Source organism: Paenarthrobacter sp. 10L412, from assembly GCF_056395565.1.
This window is the reverse complement of sequence record NZ_JBFTJT010000010.1, coordinates 98,633-118,901: the sequence shown is the minus strand read 5'-3', so window position 1 is coordinate 118,901 and position 20,269 is coordinate 98,633. Positions and strand designations below refer to the sequence as shown.

Genomic DNA, 20,269 nt, shown 5'->3' with positions numbered 1-20,269 from the left:
TGCGCTGGTAGAACCCGAGGCAGGCCTCAGGCTCCCAAGGCTGTAAAATCAGGTCAATGAGCTCCACCGATCTGACGCCTGAAGAGATCCAGGCCTGCCTCAAGGTTCTGACCACAATCCACGTCTACGACGAGGAGCACCCGGACTACGTCGCGGTCCGCCGTGCAACGGGCAAGATGTTCAAAGCCGTCAAGCGGCACCGCCGGGTCACCAAGCGGGACCTGATCGCGGAAGCCGACCGTGCAGTCCTTGCCCTCACCGCAACAGCTGCGCCGGACCGCATCGATGACGAAACCCGTGGCAACAAGCTTGCTCCTTCAGCCACCGGCGAGGTCGCGGGCCACCTGATCCGTTCACGTCCCTGCTACATCTGCAAGCAGCACTACACGCAGGTGGATGCGTTCTACCATCAGCTGTGCCCCGAGTGCGCTGCATTCAGCCACAGCAAACGCGATGCCCGCACGGACCTCACGGGACGCAACGCCCTGTTGACCGGTGGCCGCGCCAAGATTGGTATGTACATTGCGCTCCGCCTGCTCAGGGATGGCGCCCACACCACCATCACGACACGCTTCCCCAAAGACGCGGCACGTCGGTTTGCCGCAATGGAAGACAGCGCGGATTGGCTGCATCGCTTGCGGATCGTTGGCATTGACCTCCGCGATCCCGCCCAGGTGATGGCCCTGACGGACTCCCTGAACAAGGCCGGCCCGCTGGACATCATCATCAACAATGCCGCGCAAACGGTGCGACGCTCCGGCAACGCCTACAAACCTTTGGTTGACGCCGAGGACGAGCCCTTGCCGGCCGCATTGGAGGCTGCCAACGGAGGCCCCGAGCTGGTCACGTTCGGCCACGCCCATGACAAGCATCCACTGGCGCTGGCCAGCAGCGTCACCGAACATCCTGTCCTTGCCGGAGACGCGATCACTTCCCTGGCGCTCTCTACCGGTTCGGCGTCTTTGGCCCGGATCGAATCCGGAACGGCTATCGATGCCGGTGGGCTGGTCCCGGACCTCGCCTCCATTAACAGCTGGACGCAGGTAGTGGACGAAGTGGATCCGCTCGAAATGCTCGAGGTGCAGCTGTGCAACGTCACAGCTCCGTTCCTGCTGGTCAGCCGCCTCCGCGATGCCATGAAGCGTTCAACGGCAAGGCGAAAGTACATCGTGAACGTTTCGGCCATGGAGGGGCAGTTCTCCCGTGCCTACAAGGGTCCGGGGCATCCTCACACCAATATGGCCAAAGCTGCCTTGAACATGATGACGCGCACCAGTGCGCAGGAAATGTTGGATTCCGATGGCATCCTCATGACTGCCGTGGACACCGGTTGGATCACCGACGAACGTCCGCATTACACCAAGGTGCGGCTCATGGAAGAAGGATTCCATGCGCCCTTGGACCTGGTGGACGGTGCTGCCCGCGTGTACGACCCCATCGTGATGGGTGAGAACGGCGAGGACCAGTACGGAGTGTTCCTCAAGGACTACAAGCCCTCCCCCTGGTAAATCCAAAAGTCTGCGAGTGTGTTTACAGATATGGCCCCCAAGCGCTTCTTGGGGGCCATATCTGTTCACAAACTACTTATGCGAGGCGGGTGATCTCCACGGAAACGGACAGCCCCGAACCTCCGCCGCCGGAAAGAATGCCTTTCAGGGGCGGAACATCCCGGTAATCCCGTCCCCTCGCCACAGTCACGTGGTAGTCGCCGGCAGGCTTATGGTTGGTGGGATCCCAGCTGCGCCATTCGCCGTCCCACCACTCCAGCCACGCGTGGGACTGACCGGCAACGGTCTCGCCGATGTCAGCGGACGATCGCGGATGGATGTAGCCCGACACGTAGCGCGCTGGTATGCCCCGGCTACGCAATGCGCCAATGGCCAAATGGGCAAGGTCCTGGCAGACACCCTGGCGTTGCGTCCACGCCTGTTCGGCATTCGTAGTGACACCTGTGGTGCCCTTCATGTACGTCATCTCGCCGGCCATCCACGAAAAGACGGCCAACGCCGCCTCATGGGGGTTCTTGCCATCGACCACGCCTGGGATGATGCCGAGGACTTCCTCACCCGGACCGCTCAAGCGTGACTGGGGCAGCCAATCGCTGAATTCGTCCTGGATCTTCTCCGAGGCGATGACGTCCCAGCCCACGATGTCGTCCTCGGTTGCCACTCGCTCGGTCCGGTGCACTTCCACGGTGGCCGTGGCAAGGACCTCGAGGCTCTCGTGGGGCATCTGCATATCGAAGGCAGTGACGCGCGTGCCCCAGTAGTCGCGGTAGGTGCTGACCGAGGCCTGGTTGGGTGAAACCTTCAGCGAGGATTCCAGGACCACCTGCTGGCCGTCCGTCAACGGAGTCATCCGGGCCTCGTTGTAGGACAACGTCACGCGTCGGTTGTATTTGTAGGCCGTCTTGTGGACGATGCTCAGCCGGGTCATGAAACTTCTCCCACCCAGGCGTGCTCATCAGCCTGATTGAAGTACTTACGGGAAATCGCGTCCGAAGCCTGGGTTACGGCCTTCTGCACACGTTCCATATGCTCGGGCAATTCGGACATGAGGTCATCCGTCCTGTGGAACTCCAGGAACGTTCTGGCCTGCCCAACAATCCGGCGGGCATCGTTGATGAAGCCGACCCGCTGTGCTGAAGGATCCAGCTTTGCCAGGCACTCGTCCGCGTCGCGCAGGGCGTAGACGATCGAGCGCGGGAACAAACGGTCCAGAAGCAGGAACTCGGCTGCGTGCTGGTCGCCAAATGCGGCCCTCCGGGTCCGGATGAAGGACTCGTACGCGCCGGCGCACCGCAGCATGTTCACCCAGGACATTCCCGCGGACTGCACATCCCGCGTGGACAACATGCGTGCTGTCATATCGGCACGCTCAAGCGAACGCCCGAGTACCATGAACAGCCAGCTCTCGTCATGGCTGACGGTGGTGTCCGCCAGCCCGCGCACCATGGCGGTCCGCTCAAGGACCCAGTTGCAGAAACGGTAGGTTCCCACGACGTCCTTGCGATGCTGGCTGAGGCCGTAATACGTGGTGTTGAGGCTTTCCCAGAGTGACTGCGAGACGGTCTCCCGCGCCCTGCGTGCGTTCTCACGTGCGGCGCCAAGCGAGCCCGCGATGGAGGACGCGCTCTGCTTGTCATACGCAAGTGCATGCAGCAGCTCGGGCAGGCCGAAGTCTTCGCTTTGTGGCTTCGCGCCCATTACGGCGAGGAGTTCACGGGCAACACTGCGTTGCTCTTCAAGGGGCAGGTGGTTCAGGCGCTCCAGGTGCACGTCCAGGATCCTGGCAGTGCCGTCGGCCCGCTCTACATAGCGTCCGATCCAGAAAAGTGACTCGGCAATACGGCTCAGCATGAAACTGCGCCTCCTTCGCGTGGTGCTTGTCGAAGTTCAGGGGTCAATGGAGCTGGGTTCAATGGAGCAGGGGTCCCTCTGGGGCCTGCAATCCGGATCATTGCTGCTGCTCCGTCTGGCGGTCCCGCCAATTGCTTTCCACGGGCCACACGGAAACCTGTTCGCGCACCGTCACGGACTGGCGCGGAATGATCTCGGCAGGCATCTGTGGCGAATTGGCCAACACCCAGGTGTCCTTGGAACCGCCACCCTGGCTGGAATTCACAATCAGGGAACCTTCCTTGAGCGCCACACGGGTCAGGCCACCGGGAAGGACCCAGACGTCGTCGCCGTCGTTGACTGCAAAGGGGCGGAGGTCCACGTGCCGCGGTCCGAATTTGTCTCCGGAGAGCGTGGGCACCGTGGAGAGTTGAAGAACGGGCTGGGCGATCCAGCCACGCGGATCTGCAATCACGCGCTTCCGCAAGGCGTCAAGCTCCTCCTTGGAAGCATCCGGGCCGATGACCAAGCCCTTGCCGCCTGAACCATCGACGGGCTTGACCACCAGCTCCTCCAAGCGGTCCAGAACATGTTCCCTGGCTTCCTTTTCCTCGAGCCGGAAAGTGTCGACGTTGGCGATGATCGGCTCTTCGTGAAGGTAGTACCGGATCAGGTCAGGCACGTAACTGTACACGAGCTTGTCATCGGCTACGCCGTTGCCAACCGCGTTGGCGATGGTGACGCCACCAGCGCGGGCCGCGTTGACCAGGCCAGGGCAACCGAGCATGGAATCGGAACGGAACTGCAAGGGATCCAGGAAGTCGTCGTCGATGCGCTTGTAAATGACATCCACGCGCTGTTCGCCGGCTGTGGTCCGCATGTACACACGGTTGCCGCGGCAGATCAGGTCCCGGCCTTCCACCAATTCCACGCCCATGAGTCCGGCAAGGAGGGTGTGCTCAAAGTAAGCGCTGTTGAAGACACCTGGCGTGAGGACCACAACCGTGGGATCGTCGACGCCGGCCGGTGCGGTCTTGCGCAGCGCTGAGAGGAGCCTGCGGGGGTACTCCTCCACGGGCCGAATGTGCTGCTGGCCGAATGCCTCGGGCAGGCCTTTGGCCATGGCGCGGCGGTTCTCCAGTACGTAGCTCACTCCGGAGGGGACGCGAACATTGTCCTCAAGGACACGGAAAGTGCCTTCGGCATCACGGACGACGTCGATGCCGGAGACGTGGACGCGAACACCACCGGAAGGCTCGAAGCCGTGAACCGCACGGTGGAAATGGGCGCTGGTGGTGACGAGTTGCCGGGGAATGACGCCATCAGTCACTACAGCCATCCGGCCATACACATCGTTGAGGAACGCTTCAAGGGCCTTGACCCGCTGTGCCACGCCGCGCTCAAGGACATCCCACTCGTCAGCGGGGATAACGCGGGGAACGATATCCAGCGGGAACGGCCGCTCCTCCCCCGCGTAGTCGAAGGTCACGCCGCGGTCCAGGAACGTGCGTGCCATGGAATCGGCGCGGGCGGTGACATCGGCCAGGGAAAGCTCGCGCAGTGCACCGGCAACCTGACCGTAGGATTTTCTGGCGACGTGGCCGGGGGCGAACATCTCGTCGTAGGCGCCGCTGCGCGCAGCGGCCTCGGAATAATCCTGAAATAGGTCAGACATGGGAATTAGACAATCACCTTTTTGAGTCAAGCGCATTTCGCACTGATTGTGTCGCGGTTTCCGGAGACCCCCGGTTCGCCTTTCGGTGCCCCCATCCGGCAGGGTTGAGGCATGCCCTTGAACAGTCTTGCGCCCCACCTGTCCCGGCTCGGGCCGGGGTTGGTCCTGAGTATTGCCGCAACGGGGGTCGCCTTCACCGTCCACGCGGTATTTCCGGCATTGGGGGTCATTCCCGTCATGACGCTTGCTGTTGCACTGGGCCTGCTCTCTGCAAATATACCGGGCACTGCTGTCTGGGCCGCGGGGCGCGCCCGGCCAGGCCTGGACTTCGCCGGGAAGCACCTTATGCGTGCCGGAATCGTCCTGCTGGGACTCAAGGTGAGCATGGGCGACGTCCTCGGATTGGGGTGGTTGTCACTGCTTCTGATTGCAGCCGTGGTGTTACTGAGTTTCGCCGGGACCTACGGCCTCGCGAAGATCCTCCGCCTTCCGGATGAGGCGGCACTCCTGATCGCCACAGGGTTTTCCATTTGCGGTGCGTCGGCCATCGGTGCCATGGCAGCGGTAAGGCGGGTCAAGCACCAGGACACTGTTCTTCCCGTGGCGCTGGTGACATTGTGCGGCACTCTGGCGATTGGAGTGCTCCCCCTCCTCATGCACCCCCTGGGCTTGAACCCGGAACAATTCGGAGCGTGGACCGGTGCGTCCGTGCATGATGTCGGCCAAGTGGTTGCCACCGCCCAAACTGCGGGGACAGCGGCACTGGCTGTCGCCGTCGTCGTTAAGTTGACGAGGGTGGTGCTCTTGGCGCCCATCGCGGCGGCGGCAGGGCTTCACCAGCGGGTGATGCACGTACGGCGGCGGGTCAACGGCGTATCGGCTCAATCAGGAAAGCACGACGGCGATGGCCGGTTTCCGCCAATTGTCCCTCTGTTTGTCCTCGGCTTCATCGCGATGGTGGGCGTCCGCACCTTGGGGTGGGCGCCACCGGCAGCTCTGGAAGCCGCCGCCGGAGTACAGGACATCCTGCTCGCGACCGCCCTCTTTGGGCTCGGTTCCGCGGTGCGGGTGCGCACCCTCGTTCATACCGGGGGCCGTGCCGTTGCTGTGGCACTGGGATCGTGGCTGCTGATCGCAACGCTGGGCTTGGGCGCCGTTTGGATCATGATTAGATAGCTGTGTGTCGAATCACAATCTCTCGCGCGACGAAGCCGCAACACGTTCAGCCCTGATCACCACCCACAGCTACGACGTCACCCTCGATGTCCGCGACGCGGCAGATCCCGCAACCGCCGGCTATCCGAGCACCAGCACCATCAGGTTTTCAGCCATACCCGGTTCAGCTACTTTCCTGGATTTCATCAGCGGCGGAGTGCAGTCCGTGGTGCTGAACGGCAAGGCGCTTGATGTTGCGCGTGTGGTGGACCGGGACAGGATCATCCTGGAAGGCCTCGCCGCCGAAAACACCGTCACTGTGACGGGAACAGCGCTCTACAGCCGATCCGGAGAGGGCATGCACCGTTTCGTCGACCCCGCCGATGGCCAGTGCTACCTCTACACCCAGTACGAACCGGCCGACAGCCGCCGCGTCTTCGCCAACTTTGAACAGCCCGACCTCAAAGCCGAATTCACTTTCCACGTGATCGCTCCGGCAGGCTGGGAAGTCGCCTCCAATGGCGTGGAGACCACCAGAACGCCTTTAGCGGACGATACGTCGGCCCAGCGCTGGGATTTTGCTACCACCCAGCGGATGTCCACCTACATCACCACCATCCTTGCCGGGCCCTACTTCAAGGCCACTGATCATTGGGGAGCAACGCTCGACGACGGCACCCGCCTTGACGTGCCACTGGCCCTTTACTGCCGCGCGTCTTTGGCGGACTCGTTCGATGCCGATGAACTCTTCCGGTTGACCAAGAGCGGGCTGGCGTTCTTCAACGAGCTTTTCGACTACCCCTATCCTTGGGGCAAATACGATCAGGCGTTCGTGCCCGAGTACAACCTCGGGGCCATGGAAAACCCCGGGCTGGTCACCTTCACTGAGAAGTATGTCTACGCTTCCCGGGCAACGGACGCCCAGTACCAGGCGCGCGCCAACACCCTGATGCACGAGATGGCCCACATGTGGTTCGGCGACCTCGTCACCATGACCTGGTGGGACGACCTCTGGCTGAAGGAATCTTTCGCTGACTACATGGGGACACTCGGCGTGGACCGGGCCACTGACTGGGATACCGCATGGGTGAACTTCGCCAGCAAACGCAAAGCCTGGGCCTACGTACAGGACCAGTTGCCTACCACGCACCCCATCGTTGCCGACATTCCGGACCTCGAGGCGGCGAAGCAGAACTTTGATGGAATCACGTATGCCAAAGGGGCCTCTGTTCTGAAGCAGCTGGTGTCTTACGTAGGCTTTGACGACTTTATCGCCGGGTCCCGTCAGTACTTCCGGGATCACGAGTTCGGCAACACCTCGTTACAGGACCTTCTTCAGGCGCTCAGCGCGGCGTCGGGAAGGGACCTTGCCGGCTGGGCACGCCAGTGGCTGCAGACATCCGGCATTTCCACTATCACGGCGGACATCGTTGATGACAACGGGACCATGGGCGCCGTGACGCTCCAACAGGATGCCACCGACCCCCTGACGGGCAAGCAGGAGTTGCGGCCGCACCGACTCCGGTTGGGCCTGTATGACCCCGATTCCTCCGGCCACCTCGTCCGGCGAGAGAGCATCGAGCTGGACGTCTCCGGCCCGAGCACGCTGGTGGCCGAACTGGCAGGGAAGCCCCGGCCCGCCCTGCTGCTGGTCAACGATGAGGACCTCAGCTACGCGAAGGTGCGGCTGGACGCCCTTTCGGAGCACACAGTCCGCAGTTCCCTGGGCACCATCGAAGACCCCATGGCACGTGCGCTGTGCTGGACCGCCCTGTGGGATTCGGCTCGGGATGGCGCTACGTCAGCGGTTGGGTACGTTGCCGCCGTCGAACAGTTCGCACCCGCCGAAACCGGCATCGGCGTCCTCCTGAACGTGCTGGGCAATGCAGCCACCGCTATTGAACGTTATGTCCCCGCTGTCATGCGGGAAGGGGTGCGCAAGGACTTCCTGGCAGTCGCCGCCGCCCAATTGCAATCCGCAGCCCCTGGATCAGACCAGCAGCTTGCCTGGGCCAGAACCCTGGCCGATGTTTCCAGGCACGGCGACAGCGAGCTCCCCCTGCTGCGGGGCATCCTGGAAGGCGGCACGATCATTGACGGCCTGGCCGTGGATGCCGAACTGCGCTGGAGTTTCTGGCAGGCCCTCGCCGCCCACGGACAAGCCATGCAGCGCAAGCTGGATGCTGAACTTGAGGCGGACAAGACGGCCTCCGGCCGCGAAGGCCATGCAGTAGCCTCCTCAGCACGCCCTGACGCCTCCGTAAAGGCGGCAGCCTGGGACGCAGCCGTCAACACTACCGGGCTGTCCAACGAGATCCTCAGTGCAACAATCACGGGTTTCACCATTGCGCCCAGAGACCTCCTGGAGCCATACATCGAGCCCTACTTTGAATGCCTGGAACGTGTCTGGGCTGAGCGCAGTATCGAAATCGCAGGCAGGATCGTCGGGGGCCTCTATCCCGGCGGGCAGGATCTGGCAGCCGGCATGGAGCCGATCACGCATCCAGTGCTGGTGAAGACTGACCAGTGGCTGCATGAGCATACCGACGCACCCCGTGCTTTGCGCCGCATCATCATCGAACAGCGCAGCCACCTGCTGCGTGCGCTGACGGCACAGGCGGCCGGTTAGGGAACCTGCTTTATGGAACCCTGCTTTATGGAACCCTGTTCAACCACTCCTCTGTGCCGAACTTCGTTTCTACCCGCTTCCTGGCTTCTGAAAGTTCATCTTCCGACAGACGCGACTCAATTGCGCCGTAGCGTTCAGTAAAAACTTCCTGCATGGCGCCTATGATTGCGGCCCGGGCCAAGCCGGTCTGTCGGCGCAGCGGATCCACTCGTTTCTTGGCGCTGCGCGTGCCTTTGTCTGAGAGCTTTTCCTTGCCGATGCGCAGGACCTCCACCATCTTGTCGGCGTCGATGTCATAGCTCATGGTCACGTGGTGGAGCATCCCTCCGTTGGCGAGCCGTTTCTGGGCCGCGCCCCCGATCTTGCCTTGCTCAGTGGCGATGTCATTGAGGGGAACGTAGAAAGCCGTGATGCCAAGCTTCTCCAGCGCCGCCATGACCCATGCATCAAGGAAGGCGTAGGAATCAGCGAAACTGATGCCATCTACCAACGTCTGCGGTACGTAAAGGGAGTAGGTAATGCAGTTGCCGGCTTCCATGAACATTGCACCGCCACCACTGATACGGCGGACTACCGTGATGCCGTGCCTGGACACGCCTTCAGGATCTACCTCGTTCCGAACAGACTGGAAACTTCCGATGACCACTGAAGGTTCTTCCCAGTCCCAGAAGCGCAGGGTGGGATTTCGGACTCCCGCGCCGACTTCTTCGGTGAGGACCTCGTCGAGCGCAACGTTAACCTCGGTGGGCAGGACCATCGGCGGGATAATTTCCCACTGGTGGTCGGACCAGCCCGTGGCTTTGGACAACGCACGCCGGACGGTCACCGCCACGGCCTCTGCAGAGAATCCAAACAGCACGGACCCTGGGGGCAACCCGGCTGAGACAGCTGCAGTGATGTCTGCAGCCGACGTGGTCGCTGGCAGGCCCGTCAGAGCGGCATTGATGTCCTGCAGGGCTTCGTCAGGCTCCAGGAAGAAGTCACCGCTCAGTGAAACGTTGGCCAAGAGACCGTGCTCGACGTCCAGGTCCACCACCACGAGTTTGCCGCCGGGAACTTTATATTCCCCGTGAAGGCGAGTGGCGTCGTCGTCAATGTAGTTAGTGGGCTTTTCGGGTGCGGGCTGGGACGTCATGGGTTCCATCTTGCCGGAAAACAAAAAAGCCCGCATTGCTGGAAATTCCAGCAGTGCGGGCCTTCGAAAAGCCTTGGGGCGAAGTGGTTACTTCGTGCCGCCGAAGCCCTTGAAGCGAGCGTTGAAGCGCTCGACGCGGCCAGCGGAGTCCATGATGCGCTGCTTGCCCGTGTAGAACGGGTGGGACTCCGAAGAGATTTCGACGTCGATAACCGGGTAGGTGTTTCCGTCTTCCCATTCGATGGTCTTCGAGGAAGACACAGTCGACTTGGTCAGGAACTTCGTGCCGGAAGCCAGGTCGTTGAAAACAACAGCTTCGTACTTCGGGTGGATATCAGACTTCATAATGGGACCTTTTGTTCACGCAACTGGATTTTGCCAGCTGCCAGGTATGAATGGAGGTGGTCCGCCTGCTGCCATGAAATTTCAGCGGCCGGGCCAACAATCAATCATAGCCGAAACCAGCCGGGCGCACGAACCAGGCTCAGTCCTGCGGGCGAATCTCCCAGAACGCCACCGCCGAAGCGGTCAACAGCGTCTTCGGTCAATTCCATGGCGGCAACTGTGAAGCCCTGTTCCTTGAGCCTTTCGAGGTCACCAGGCCAGCTTTCCAGGCGGGCCCAGGGAACCTGGAAGACCAGTTCTCCTGCCGGAGTGAGCGACTCCGTCAGCCGCACGGCCCGACCGTTCGTGCGCACTGGAGGATTCCCCTGCGCAGACGGCCGGGTTTACTGTAAGTGGGTGCGCGGGCGCATCGAAGCCGACTATCTGGTGGTCGGCGCTGGGACAGCGGGGATGGTCTTCACCGACCGGATCCTCGCGCATTCGGATGCCACGGTCGCGATCGTCGATCGTCGGCACGCGCCCGGGGGACATTGGCAGGACGCATATCCGTTCGTTCGGCTGCACCAGCCCGCGAACCTCTATGGGGTCGAATCCGTGCCATTCGGAGCCAACAGGCGCGACGTCAGCGGCACGAACGCTGGCATGTACGAGCTGGCTGGCCCGAGCGAGATCTGTGCGCATTTCGAAGAGGCGATGACGGGGGTCTTCCTGCCGACCGGTCGTGTAGTGTACCTGCCCGAGTGCGAGTTCGTTGACGAGGGTCGGATCCTCTCCCGCCTGGACGGCCGCACCGTGCCCGTCACCGTGCGCCGCCGCGTGGTAGATGCCAGGTATCTCGAGGGGCGCATCCCCGCCACCTCCGCCCCGCCGTTCGCCGTGGCCGACGGAGTCCGCTGCATCCCAACCGGTGGGCTCGCCCGACTCGCCCACCCGGCGGGACGCTTCACCGTGATCGGCGCGGGAAAGACCGCCCTCGACACATGCGTGTGGCTTCTCGAGCGGGGTGTGGATCCCGCCGACCTCACGTGGATCAAACCGCGCGAGGGCTGGTGGCCGAATAGACGCTACCTGCAGCCGCACGACCTCGTCGTTGACCAGTACGTCGCGAACGCCGCACAGATCGCGGCCATGGCCCAAGCAACGACGGTTGACGATCTCTTCGCACGGCTCGACGAACAGGGAATCCTGCTACGGGTTGATCCCTCGGTGCCACCCACGATGTTCCACGGCGCGATCGTCGGAGAAGCCGAGATCGCCCTCCTCCGGCAAATCGAGGATGTCGTCCGCCTCGGCCACGTGCGTAGTGTCGAGCGCGACCGCATCATCCTCGACGACGGTGTCATCCCCACGACACGCGAAACGGTGCATGTCCACTGCGCGGCGTCGGGGCTCGTCCGGCCTCCACTTCGTCCGATCTTCGAACCTGGCCGCATCACGCTTCAGCCGATGTTCTGGGGCACCGTCTCGTTCCAGTACGCGATGCTTGGCGTCGTCGAAGCCGAACTCCACGACGACGACCAGAAGAACAAGCTGTGCCGCCCGCTGCACCTCTGGGATCGGAATGTCGACTTCCTCATCGCCTACGCCGCGCTGATGGCGAACGCCCGAGCACGCGGCCAGCATCCGGCCGTGTCCGCATGGTCGCGGACGAGCCGACTGTATCCTTTCGCCGAACTGGAGCGATACGCCGACGACCCACGCATCCCCGAGGCTCACGAGCGCAGCCGAGCCCATGCCGCCGGAGCGCTCTCCAACCTCCCCCGCCTCATCGCCTCGGCGTGACCCGTCCATCGTCGGCCGGGGATCGCTGAGGGCGGTGAGACTCGTGCTGCAGGCTTGAGGCGAGACCGGCGGCTGTGGCTTGGTGCGTGATGGGCTAAGTCACGGCCCCTCCCGCAGCTTCCGCTGGGTAGCAAATGGTGCTCTGACCTGCGGTTTCGCCCTGAACGTATCCTTCGGCACCAACTACCTCGTTGCATAGAACGCCACAGCCGATGAGGCAGCAACATTCAGCGAATCCACGCCGTTCATCATCGGAATCGTCACGCGCGCGTCGAGCACTCGATCGGTCTCAGGCATCAATCCCTCACCCTCGGTGCCGAAGACCAGCGCCAGGTTTTGATGGTCCTGGGCGACCAGCTCGTCGAGCGTGATGGCCCCTTCCCCGAGCGACATGCCGGCCACAAAGTAGCCCGCTTCCTTGAGTACCTCGAGGTCGTCAGGCCACGATTCGATCCGGGTCCACGGCACCTGGAACACCGTGCCCATCGACACGCGGATCGAGCGTCGATACAGCGGGTCGGCACACTGGGGCGAGACCAATACGGCGTCGACACCAATTGCTGCGGCGCTGCGGAAAATCGCCCCTACGTTTGTATGATCGGTCAAGTTTTCCAAGACCGCGATCCTAGACCGATGCGGAGCAGTCTCCGTCAGCGAAGACTCTCCGCGCATTTTGTGACCACTCACCTTCGTGTGGTCCACGATGTCTTCCAGCACGGGAACCCGCCGGGCGCCAGCCAGCAGCTGCGTGAGCGGCACGGGTGCCGGACGATGCATCGCTGCCATTGCTCCACGGTGCAGGTGGAATCCCGTGATTTCTTCCAGCAGCTTGGCTTTGCCAATCAACACCGGAACGTCAGGATAGGCCTGGAAAACGTCCTCGAGGTCTTCCAGCCACTTCTCCGCCAGGAAGAACGAGCGTGGCTGATGACCTGCTGCCAATGCGCGGCGAAGGACCCTGGAGGATTCGGCAATGTACATGCCTTCCTCCGGCTCGCGGAGCTTGCGAAGGTGCACATCGGTCAGCGTGGTGTAGTCGGTCACGCGGGGATCATCGGCGGACTCGAGATAGTGGAACGTCACCGGGTGATTATTTCAGCAGATTGGCGATCATGACGACGAGGGCCACGATGCCAAGAGTGAAGATGATTGCTCGCAGGACGCGCGGCGAAAGCTTACGGCCAACCTTGGATCCAACCAGGCCGCCAATGGTTGAACTCACGCCAATAAGCAGGACCACGAGCCAGTTGATGCGATCGAAGGCAAAGATCAGGTAGGACACAGCGGCCACCATGTTGACGCCGAGCACCAGGATGTTCTTCATGGCGTTGGCATTCTGCATGGTCCCGGTGAGGAACACGCCAAGTATTCCCACGAGCAGAATCCCTTGTGCCGCTACGAAGTAGCCGCCGTAAACGCCCGCGAGGTAAACCAGGACCACGAGGAGGAAGCCGTGGCTCCGGTCCCTGAGGGCATGCTCCGGGTTCTGTTCACGGTTTCGCACTGAGGCCTGGAGTCGGGGCTGGAACACCACCATCAGCAGAGCCAGTACGAGCAGGACGGGGGCGACGTAGTGGAACACCTTGTCCGGCAGGTGCAGCAGCAACCATGCCCCGGTGATACCGCCCAGGAGGGAAGCTGGCAGCAGCTTCAGCAATTGCCTGCCGCGCCCCGCAAGTTCCCGGCGATATCCCCATGCTCCGGCCGCAGTGCCGGCCACCAGGCCCATGGCGTTGCTCATGGAGGCAACCACTGGAGTCACTCCCAGTGCGATGAGTACAGGAAAGGTCACGAGTGTTCCGGAGCCGACCACCGCATTGATGGTGCCGGCCCACAAGCCCGCGAAAAAGACCAGGACGCTGCTAAGAATCTCCACAGTTGACCGAGGGACCGCCTAGCGGCGGGCAGTTGCCGTGTAACGGCCCGCGTTTTCCGTGACGTCCAGGGCCAGGCCGAAGGTGTTGCTCAGGTGCTCGTCCGTGAGGACGTCCTTGATGGCACCGGCTGCCACTACTCCACCTTCGCGCAGCAGCATGGCGTGGGTGAATCCGGGGGGAACTTCTTCAAGGTGGTGGGTTACCAGGACCATCGCCGGAGCTGCTTCGTCCTTGGCCAGTTCACCGAGTTTGTGCACGAGCTCTTCGCGCCCCCCGAGGTCCAGTCCGGCGGCCGGCTCATCCAGCAGCAGGAGTTCGGGATCGGTCATGAGTGCTCGCGCGATCTGCACCCGTTTCCGCTCACCTTCAGACAGAGTAGCAAACGTACGGTTGAGCAGCGGGCCCATCCCCCAGTCGTTCAGGAGACCGAAGGCGCGACGCTCATCATCGCGCTCGTATCCTTCGCGCCAGCGGCCTGTGACGCCGTAGGCAGCGGTCACTACGACGTTGAGGACGTTCTCGTCTTCCGGGATCTGGGTAGCGAGTGCTGCCGAGGAAAGGCCAATGCGGGGGCGCAGTTCAAAGACGTCCACCCGGCCCAGGGTTTCGTCAAGGATCCCTGCCCTTCCGCTGGACGGGTGCATGCGTGCTGCAGCAATCTGGAGAAGTGTGGTTTTGCCTGCGCCGTTGGGGCCAAGAATGACCCAGCGTTCGCCTTCGTTGACCTGCCAGTCAACCTTGTCCAGCAGGGTCTTCTTGCCTCGGACAACGCTGACGGAAGCCAATTCCAGAACATCACTCATAGCAGTAGACACTAGGACAAAAATACAGATGACTGATAACCGGGCATATGTCCTCGTTGCTGCGGAGAAACGAATTCGGGTGAACGTAGCGCGCTCAGTAGGATTGAGGCCATGACTTCGAACTTGGCTGCGGTCAGCTATGGCGTGAATTTGTCCCCTGAATCGCTTGATAACGTGCGCAAAGTGCTGGCTGATGCCGGCGCGGCACTGTCATCGGAATCACAGTCCGGAGACGACCGCTTTGGTGTTCACACGGCCGGTCTCGCCGTTGATGCCATCACGCCCGAAGACCTGACAGCCATTCGTCGGCGGGTGGCTGAGGCCGCGGATGCCGGAGTAGATACTGCGATCGTTCCGGAGGCCCTTCGCCAGGCTCCGAGGAAACTGCTCATCATGGATGTGGATTCCACCCTGATCCAACAGGAAGTCATTGAGTTGCTTGCCGCTTATGCAGGCAAGCGCGACGAAGTTGCAGCTGTTACCGAGGCAGCCATGCGTGGGGAGCTGGATTTCGCACAGAGCCTCTACGCCCGCGTTGAGGTCCTCGCAGGGCTGCCGGCCGCCGTCGTCGATTCTGTACGTGCGGAAGTGCGCCTCAGCCTTGGCGCAGCAGAATTGGTAGCCGCATTCAAGGAAGCGGGACACGTGGTGGCTGTGGTTTCCGGTGGCTTTAACCAGATCCTTGGGCCCATAGCTGAAGAACTCGGCCTGGATTACTGGATTGCCAACGAGCTGGAAATCGTCGATGGCGCTTTGACCGGCAGGGTGCTGGGCGACGTCATTGACCGCGCAGCGAAGGAGAAGTACCTGCGTAAGTGGGCAGCTGCCGAGGGGATCGACCTCCAGCACACCATCGCAGTGGGCGACGGCGCCAACGACCTCGACATGCTGGGAGCGGCCGGAATTGGCGTTGCCTTCAACGCCAAACCGGCCGTCCGTGCAGTGGCAGACGCCGTCATCAACATGCCGTACCTTGATGCGGTGCGGCACATCGCCAACGTCTGAACCCCAGGTGCCTAGCTGTTGTTACCCGCCCTGCGGTTGCGGACGAACAGCAGGCAGGCACCAATGACCAGCAGGGCACCGGCTGCGTAAAGAATGCCGGTTCCCACGCCACCTGTCAGCGGCAGCTCGAACCCGCTGTTGGATGGCATGTTCTTCACCTGCAGGTCGATACCAACCGGGGTGGTGGTGCCGTTGATCAGGAAGGAGACCGGCTCGGCCAGCAGTTCGTACCCTGCCGGCGCCGTTGTCTCCACCAGATAGTAGGTGCGGTAATCAGCGTCCCCAGGGGCAACTGCCGCACCGTTGGCCCAATCCGAGTAGCGCAGGCCTGAAATGGTCAGCGTTCCATCACCGGCAACGGTGAAAATACTCTGGCCGTCAATTTCCACGGCGTTGGTGCCCGCCTTGGCATCAGCCTCATTGGTGTAGACCGAGAAAGAAGCGCCGGCCAGGGCCGCAGCGTTCTCGTCCACCTTCTGCAACGTCATCCCGCCCCATTTGGTAACGACAGGCGGCGTCACTACCGGCCCGCCGGGCTGGCCAGGCGTGATGTCGAAGCTCGCAGCGTTCGGGTAGGCAAGTGCGACGTTTTCAATCTCACCTATGGTGTTGACCTTGGTGCTTACAACGATCTGCACACGGGTTTGGGTGCGGGCTGCCAGCAAGGCACGTCCGTCATCGGTGAACACCACCGAGACCGTGTTGGTTGTGGCATCGAAGCTCAGGACGTAATCGGTACCTTCACTAAGTGACGTGCCATCCTCCAGCATGGCGGTGGCACCGACGTAGGTCAGTTTGGTGTCGAGCTGATCCACCACCTTGTAACCGTCAATCACGGCCTCGTTCGGGATATCAGCTGTGATCGTCCAATCGACCTGGTCGCCGAGCTTGACGTCGGGAGCATCAGTGACGATCTTCTCCGCACCGGAAACAGAGTTTTTCGGGTACACGTCGACGTCGTAGATCCAGTTGTCCTGGTTGTCCGGATCGGTCATGGGCACCGAGATGAGGAACGGAGCCGATGGGGTGACCCCGGCAGGATAGTTCGTCTCGGTCACTAGATACAGGCCTATGGGCAGGTTGGCGAAGAAGGCAGTGCCGTCGGCGGCAGTGACCTGGGCCTGGCCGGCACCCAAGGTGTATCCAGCGGCAGTGATGGAACCAGACGGGTCAGACGACGAAAAGACATAGCTAAGGTTGTGTGCTGCGTCCCAGCCCGCATTGGTGGACAGATCAATGGTATTGACCTGCTGGATCGTGAACTCAATACCAGGCAAGGGCGTCAGGCTGCTGGTATCAGGAATGGCGCGGGAAAGGTTACTGCCACCATTGTTGCCGCCGCCACCGTGCCCGCCGCCGCCATTGTTGCCACTGCCGTTGTTGCCACTGCCCCCGGGGAGCGGCTTCTCGAATTTGTGAACGGTGATGGAACCGGGTTGATCACTATTGATCACTGGGGCTGCCGAGGCCGGCGCGACGGAGAGTGACACAGCCAGCACCGCCCCGACCAAGGTGGCAGTGGCCGCTCGCCAGTGCCGTGATGCGCGTTGATTTATCACACTTTTCCCCTTCGATTGATGGTGCCCCGGACACTTGGCCGAGGGCCTCCACCATTGGAGTAGTGCCACCACAGTGTTCATGTTGTGGATTCCACAAGGTTTTCAGCGAAACGAATGGCACTTGCAGGACACTCATCAGATGTGACGCCTGCCGGTTGTTGCACGTCGCCTTGCCCATCCGAAGGAGATGCGTTGCTGGAGCATGAAACCCTCCGCAGGTCTGTTGTTTCAGCTGACCCTGACGGTGTGCTGAGGAAGCACTTCATTATGTGGTGTGCGCGGTTCAAGATCTTTCCAACGGAGTCCGGCTTCGCCACCGAAACCGGCCACGTCGTGTACCCGGCTCATGGAGTTGTCGAGGCAGATGGAACTGTGTGGTTGTCAACGTTGGCGTCCTTTGATCAATCCGGGATCCGTGGGCACGTGGAGAACCACCCGGGCTTTCGGGACATGCTCGCAAATGCGTCGCGAACGCCTGATCGGGCACCCGACGGGATAGCCCTGTTGATTGGGCGTACGCCCTATCAGGTGATTTTCCAAAATACGACGGAGGCTGGCGGCGACCACATTATTAACGTCGCCTTCATTAATCGAAAGGCGCTGCACAGAAACACTCCGGAAGCTCGCGGCTCGCATTTCGTGACGCCAAATCTCGAATAATTTATGCGATTGTCACTAACTTGCTCGCTTCTTGAGACAATGCATTCCAGTGGCGTCTCAATGTGTAAAGTTGGAAACTCCAAGACGGAGCCGTGATGCATTAGGCAGCCCGGGATCAAGACCAGCAGGGGCAGAAAGTGAATCGTTCGCGGCACGCACGGAGATGGTGGAAACGTCAGGAAAAGTCTGTGCCTGCTGGAGTGAATGCCAATGAGGATGAATCCGTTCTCAATGTGTCCGTGCACCAGGAAACCCGGGCGGTCCACTTCACACATTTCGGCGATGATAAAAACGAAAAGGAAGAACAAAATATGAGCACGCTTGACGAATCCATAAAGCAGTTGCTGTCCATAGAGGGCGCAACAGGCGCGGCCGTCGTGGACTACTCCAGCGGAATGGCTTTGGCCCAGGGTGGAAACCCTGGCTTTGACCTGGGTGTGGCAGCTGCCGGCAACTCAAATGTTGTCAGTGCAAAGCTCCGCACCATGGCGGACCTCCACGTGGACAGCGATATCGAAGATATCCTCATCACGCTCGGTTCGCAGTACCACTTGATTAACGTTCTGAACTCAGGCGGTTCCAAGGGCCTGTTTGTCTACCTGGTGCTGGACCGAACGTACGCAAACCTCGCATTGGCGCGCCACAAGCTCAACAATCTCGCCAAAGGAATTACCATCTGATCTTCCCTGGAAGACCAAAAGGGGCGGCCGCGCATTCGCGGTCGCCCCTTTTGGTTTCACGTCAGGAAAGGCACAGTGCCGTCAACTCTTCACGCGGCGGGCTTCCCCACTGCCGGAAGTGAACTTCTCCCCCAGCATGTGGTGCACCAGGGCGTCTTCATTGGTATTGGCGTTTGCCTCGATGGCCACCATTTCGCCGTTGCGCATCACACCAATCCGATGGCACCAGCTGACCAGTTCCGACAAATCCGACGACAAGAGGATGATCGCAACCCCGGTCCGGGTGAGCTCATTGAGCATCCTGTACACCGTCTCTTTGGCCCCGACGTCTATACCGCGGCTGGGGTGACTAAGGATCAGCACGTCACAGTCGCTGGTCATCCATTTGGCAAGCTGCACTTTCTGGCGATCGCCCCCTGAAAGAGTAGTGATGGCGCCATGAATGTTTGTCGTGTTGATGCGCATTCGGCGGACCAGTTCGATCACGCCCCGAAGCTGAGTGATCTCATCCTGTAAGTTTGCTCCGGCAGTGTCGTCACTGCGCTGAAGGCCTTCTACGATTCCGCTTGCCGATTCCAGGGTGTCTGCGGTGTCTGACAAGTAACCGATCTTCAAACGCAGAGCATCTTGCAACCCTCGGATCTGTACAGGCTTTCCTTGCATGAAAATCTGGCCCGATGTACTCGGGTGAATACCTACCAGCGCTTCAAGCAGTTGATAGATGCCTGAGCGATGCGTTCCGGCCAAACCGAAAATCTCACCCTTGGATACGCTGAAGGAAATATCGCGGATACTGTCTTCCACAGTGAGCCCCACCACCCGCATAGCCTCATCTCCGGGTGCCGGATCAGTGGGCCTGGAGTTATTGGCCAGCTTGTGCTGAAGCAAGAGGAAAGCGAGCTCGTCGACGTCGGTCCGGCTGGCTTCCAGGATTTTGTGGACTTTGCCATCCCGCATGACGGCGATGCGGTGGGCTATGGATCGGACTTCATCCAGGCGGTGGGTGATGTAGATGATCGCACGCCCCTGCCCAACCAGCATCCGCAAGACTTGATGCAAAACGGCGACGTCGTGATCCGGTAGCGACGCAGCAACCTCGTCCATGATCACGAGTTGGGCTTCTTCGGCAACCATTCTCAGAACTTCCACGAGGGTCTGCTCGGCACGAATCAGAGTGCCCACTTTCACGTCGGGATCCAAGGTGATGCCGATGTCCTGAATGAGTTTAATTGCTTGAACCCGGAGTTCATCATGGGATTTATCGGCTTGAAAAGTTCCCCGAAATATTGCCTCGGCGACCGTCAGGTCAGAGTTGAGCCGGAAGTTCTGCGGGATGAGGCCTACGCCGCAAGCCTGGGCTTCCTCCATCGAATCCGGTCCATATTTCTCGCCAGCCAGCATGATTTGGCCGCCATCGTGCTTATGAGATCCGGCCAATACGCCCATGAGCGTCGTTTTGCCGGCACCATTGGTCCCGATTAATCCCAGGATCTCGCCGCGGTGGAGGGAAAGTTCAACGCCTTTGAGGATGCGCCTTTGATCGTAGGACGCGTGAATATCATCAGCATGCAGTAACAGGTCCAAAGATGCTCCTAGTTCACAGTAGTGGGTTCGACCCTGGACACT

17 protein-coding genes and 1 pseudogene are annotated in these 20,269 nt (G+C 61.2%); 7 read left to right on the top strand and 11 right to left on the bottom strand.

The window, feature by feature from the left end:
- Positions 1–56: 56 nt before the first annotated feature.
- Complete coding sequence (locus AC1DD7_RS15200; RefSeq protein ID WP_477515642.1) at positions 57–1,508, top strand: SDR family NAD(P)-dependent oxidoreductase; 1,452 nt, start codon at positions 57–59, stop codon at positions 1,506–1,508.
- 76 nt (positions 1,509–1,584) lie between these two features.
- Here AC1DD7_RS15200 and AC1DD7_RS15195 read toward each other — a convergent pair whose 3' ends face one another.
- From AC1DD7_RS15195 to AC1DD7_RS15185, 3 genes are all read right to left on the bottom strand, one after another.
- Positions 1,585–2,436: a transglutaminase family protein gene (locus AC1DD7_RS15195; RefSeq protein WP_477515641.1), complete on the bottom strand. Its 852-nt coding sequence runs from the start codon at positions 2,434–2,436 to the stop codon at positions 1,585–1,587.
- Positions 2,433–3,359, bottom strand: a complete 927-nt coding sequence (locus tag AC1DD7_RS15190; RefSeq protein WP_216925742.1) for an alpha-E domain-containing protein — start codon at positions 3,357–3,359, stop codon at positions 2,433–2,435. The genes AC1DD7_RS15195 and AC1DD7_RS15190 overlap by 4 nt, the downstream gene beginning before the upstream one ends.
- Positions 3,360–3,456: 97 nt before the next feature.
- On the bottom strand, positions 3,457–5,013 hold the full coding sequence (locus AC1DD7_RS15185) for a circularly permuted type 2 ATP-grasp protein (protein ID WP_477515640.1): 1,557 nt from the start codon (positions 5,011–5,013) through the stop codon (positions 3,457–3,459).
- A 111-nt stretch (positions 5,014–5,124) separates the two neighbouring features.
- Between AC1DD7_RS15185 and AC1DD7_RS15180 the strand changes: the two genes are divergently transcribed.
- Both AC1DD7_RS15180 and pepN read left to right on the top strand, forming a co-directional pair.
- On the top strand, positions 5,125–6,189 hold the full coding sequence (locus AC1DD7_RS15180) for a YeiH family protein (protein ID WP_477515639.1): 1,065 nt from the start codon (positions 5,125–5,127) through the stop codon (positions 6,187–6,189).
- Positions 6,190–6,193: 4 nt separating this feature from the next.
- A complete protein-coding gene (gene pepN, locus AC1DD7_RS15175) occupies positions 6,194–8,797 on the top strand; it encodes an aminopeptidase N (protein ID WP_477515638.1) in 2,604 nt (867 codons plus the stop codon).
- 25 nt (positions 8,798–8,822) lie between these two features.
- On the opposite strand, the gene AC1DD7_RS15170 is transcribed toward pepN, so the two are convergent.
- The 3 genes and pseudogenes from AC1DD7_RS15170 to AC1DD7_RS15160 all read right to left on the bottom strand — a co-directional run.
- Entirely contained in the window at positions 8,823–9,932 is a 1,110-nt protein-coding gene (locus tag AC1DD7_RS15170) for a lipoyl protein ligase domain-containing protein (RefSeq protein ID WP_477515637.1), read from the bottom strand.
- Positions 9,933–10,019: 87 nt separating this feature from the next.
- On the bottom strand, positions 10,020–10,277 hold the full coding sequence (locus AC1DD7_RS15165) for a type B 50S ribosomal protein L31 (protein WP_216925747.1): 258 nt from the start codon (positions 10,275–10,277) through the stop codon (positions 10,020–10,022).
- Positions 10,278–10,459: 182 nt separating this feature from the next.
- Positions 10,460–10,570: pseudogene (locus tag AC1DD7_RS15160) on the bottom strand (TrmH family RNA methyltransferase); the annotation flags it as partial.
- Between the two features lie 103 nt (positions 10,571–10,673).
- On the opposite strand from AC1DD7_RS15160, the gene AC1DD7_RS15155 reads away from it, so the two are divergent.
- A complete protein-coding gene (locus tag AC1DD7_RS15155) occupies positions 10,674–12,059 on the top strand; it encodes an NAD(P)-binding protein (protein ID WP_477515636.1) in 1,386 nt (461 codons plus the stop codon).
- A gap of 183 nt (positions 12,060–12,242) precedes the next feature.
- On the opposite strand, the gene AC1DD7_RS15150 is transcribed toward AC1DD7_RS15155, so the two are convergent.
- From AC1DD7_RS15150 to AC1DD7_RS15140, 3 genes are read right to left on the bottom strand one after another with little or no spacing between them, the layout of a single operon-like run.
- Entirely contained in the window at positions 12,243–13,142 is a 900-nt protein-coding gene (locus AC1DD7_RS15150; RefSeq protein ID WP_477515635.1) for a TrmH family RNA methyltransferase, read from the bottom strand.
- Positions 13,143–13,149: 7 nt separating this feature from the next.
- Positions 13,150–13,935, bottom strand: a complete 786-nt coding sequence (locus AC1DD7_RS15145) for a sulfite exporter TauE/SafE family protein (RefSeq protein WP_477515634.1) — start codon at positions 13,933–13,935, stop codon at positions 13,150–13,152.
- Between the two features lie 18 nt (positions 13,936–13,953).
- Positions 13,954–14,739, bottom strand: a complete 786-nt coding sequence (locus AC1DD7_RS15140; protein WP_431115237.1) for an ABC transporter ATP-binding protein — start codon at positions 14,737–14,739, stop codon at positions 13,954–13,956.
- Between the two features lie 111 nt (positions 14,740–14,850).
- Between AC1DD7_RS15140 and serB the strand changes: the two genes are divergently transcribed.
- Positions 14,851–15,744, top strand: a complete 894-nt coding sequence (gene serB, locus AC1DD7_RS15135) for a phosphoserine phosphatase SerB (RefSeq protein WP_477515633.1) — start codon at positions 14,851–14,853, stop codon at positions 15,742–15,744.
- A gap of 11 nt (positions 15,745–15,755) precedes the next feature.
- On the opposite strand, the gene AC1DD7_RS15130 is transcribed toward serB, so the two are convergent.
- On the bottom strand, positions 15,756–17,303 hold the full coding sequence (locus AC1DD7_RS15130; protein ID WP_477515632.1) for a SpaH/EbpB family LPXTG-anchored major pilin: 1,548 nt from the start codon (positions 17,301–17,303) through the stop codon (positions 15,756–15,758).
- Between the two features lie 192 nt (positions 17,304–17,495).
- Between AC1DD7_RS15130 and AC1DD7_RS15125 the strand changes: the two genes are divergently transcribed.
- Together AC1DD7_RS15125 and AC1DD7_RS15120 are read left to right on the top strand one after the other, a co-directional pair.
- Positions 17,496–17,963, top strand: coding sequence for a hypothetical protein (locus tag AC1DD7_RS15125; protein WP_477515631.1), 468 nt, complete (start codon positions 17,496–17,498; stop codon positions 17,961–17,963).
- Positions 17,964–18,274: 311 nt separating this feature from the next.
- The gene (locus tag AC1DD7_RS15120) at positions 18,275–18,643 is read left to right on the top strand and encodes a hypothetical protein (protein WP_431115233.1); all 369 of its coding nucleotides are present in this window, start codon (positions 18,275–18,277) and stop codon (positions 18,641–18,643) included.
- A gap of 81 nt (positions 18,644–18,724) precedes the next feature.
- On the opposite strand, the gene AC1DD7_RS15115 is transcribed toward AC1DD7_RS15120, so the two are convergent.
- Positions 18,725–20,227 carry a sugar ABC transporter ATP-binding protein gene (locus AC1DD7_RS15115; RefSeq protein WP_477515630.1) on the bottom strand — a complete coding sequence of 501 codons (1,503 nt, stop codon included), beginning with the start codon at positions 20,225–20,227 and terminating at the stop codon, positions 18,725–18,727.
- Positions 20,228–20,269 lie beyond the last annotated feature (42 nt).

Bases quoted from the DNA above. Each gene is read 5' to 3' on its own strand.
- AC1DD7_RS15200 (WP_477515642.1), top strand. From the start codon at position 57: ATGAGCTCCACCGATCTGACGCCTGAAGAGATCCAGGCCTGCCTCAAG.
- AC1DD7_RS15195 (WP_477515641.1), bottom strand. From the start codon at position 2,436: ATGACCCGGCTGAGCATCGTCCACAAGACGGCCTACAAATACAACCGA.
- AC1DD7_RS15190 (WP_216925742.1), bottom strand. From the start codon at position 3,359: ATGCTGAGCCGTATTGCCGAGTCACTTTTCTGGATCGGACGCTATGTA.
- AC1DD7_RS15185 (WP_477515640.1), bottom strand. From the start codon at position 5,013: ATGTCTGACCTATTTCAGGATTATTCCGAGGCCGCTGCGCGCAGCGGC.
- AC1DD7_RS15180 (WP_477515639.1), top strand. From the start codon at position 5,125: ATGCCCTTGAACAGTCTTGCGCCCCACCTGTCCCGGCTCGGGCCGGGG.
- AC1DD7_RS15170 (WP_477515637.1), bottom strand. From the start codon at position 9,932: ATGACGTCCCAGCCCGCACCCGAAAAGCCCACTAACTACATTGACGAC.
- AC1DD7_RS15165 (WP_216925747.1), bottom strand. From the start codon at position 10,277: ATGAAGTCTGATATCCACCCGAAGTACGAAGCTGTTGTTTTCAACGAC.
- AC1DD7_RS15140 (WP_431115237.1), bottom strand. From the start codon at position 14,739: ATGAGTGATGTTCTGGAATTGGCTTCCGTCAGCGTTGTCCGAGGCAAG.
- serB (WP_477515633.1), top strand. From the start codon at position 14,851: ATGACTTCGAACTTGGCTGCGGTCAGCTATGGCGTGAATTTGTCCCCT.
- AC1DD7_RS15120 (WP_431115233.1), top strand. From the start codon at position 18,275: ATGAGCACGCTTGACGAATCCATAAAGCAGTTGCTGTCCATAGAGGGC.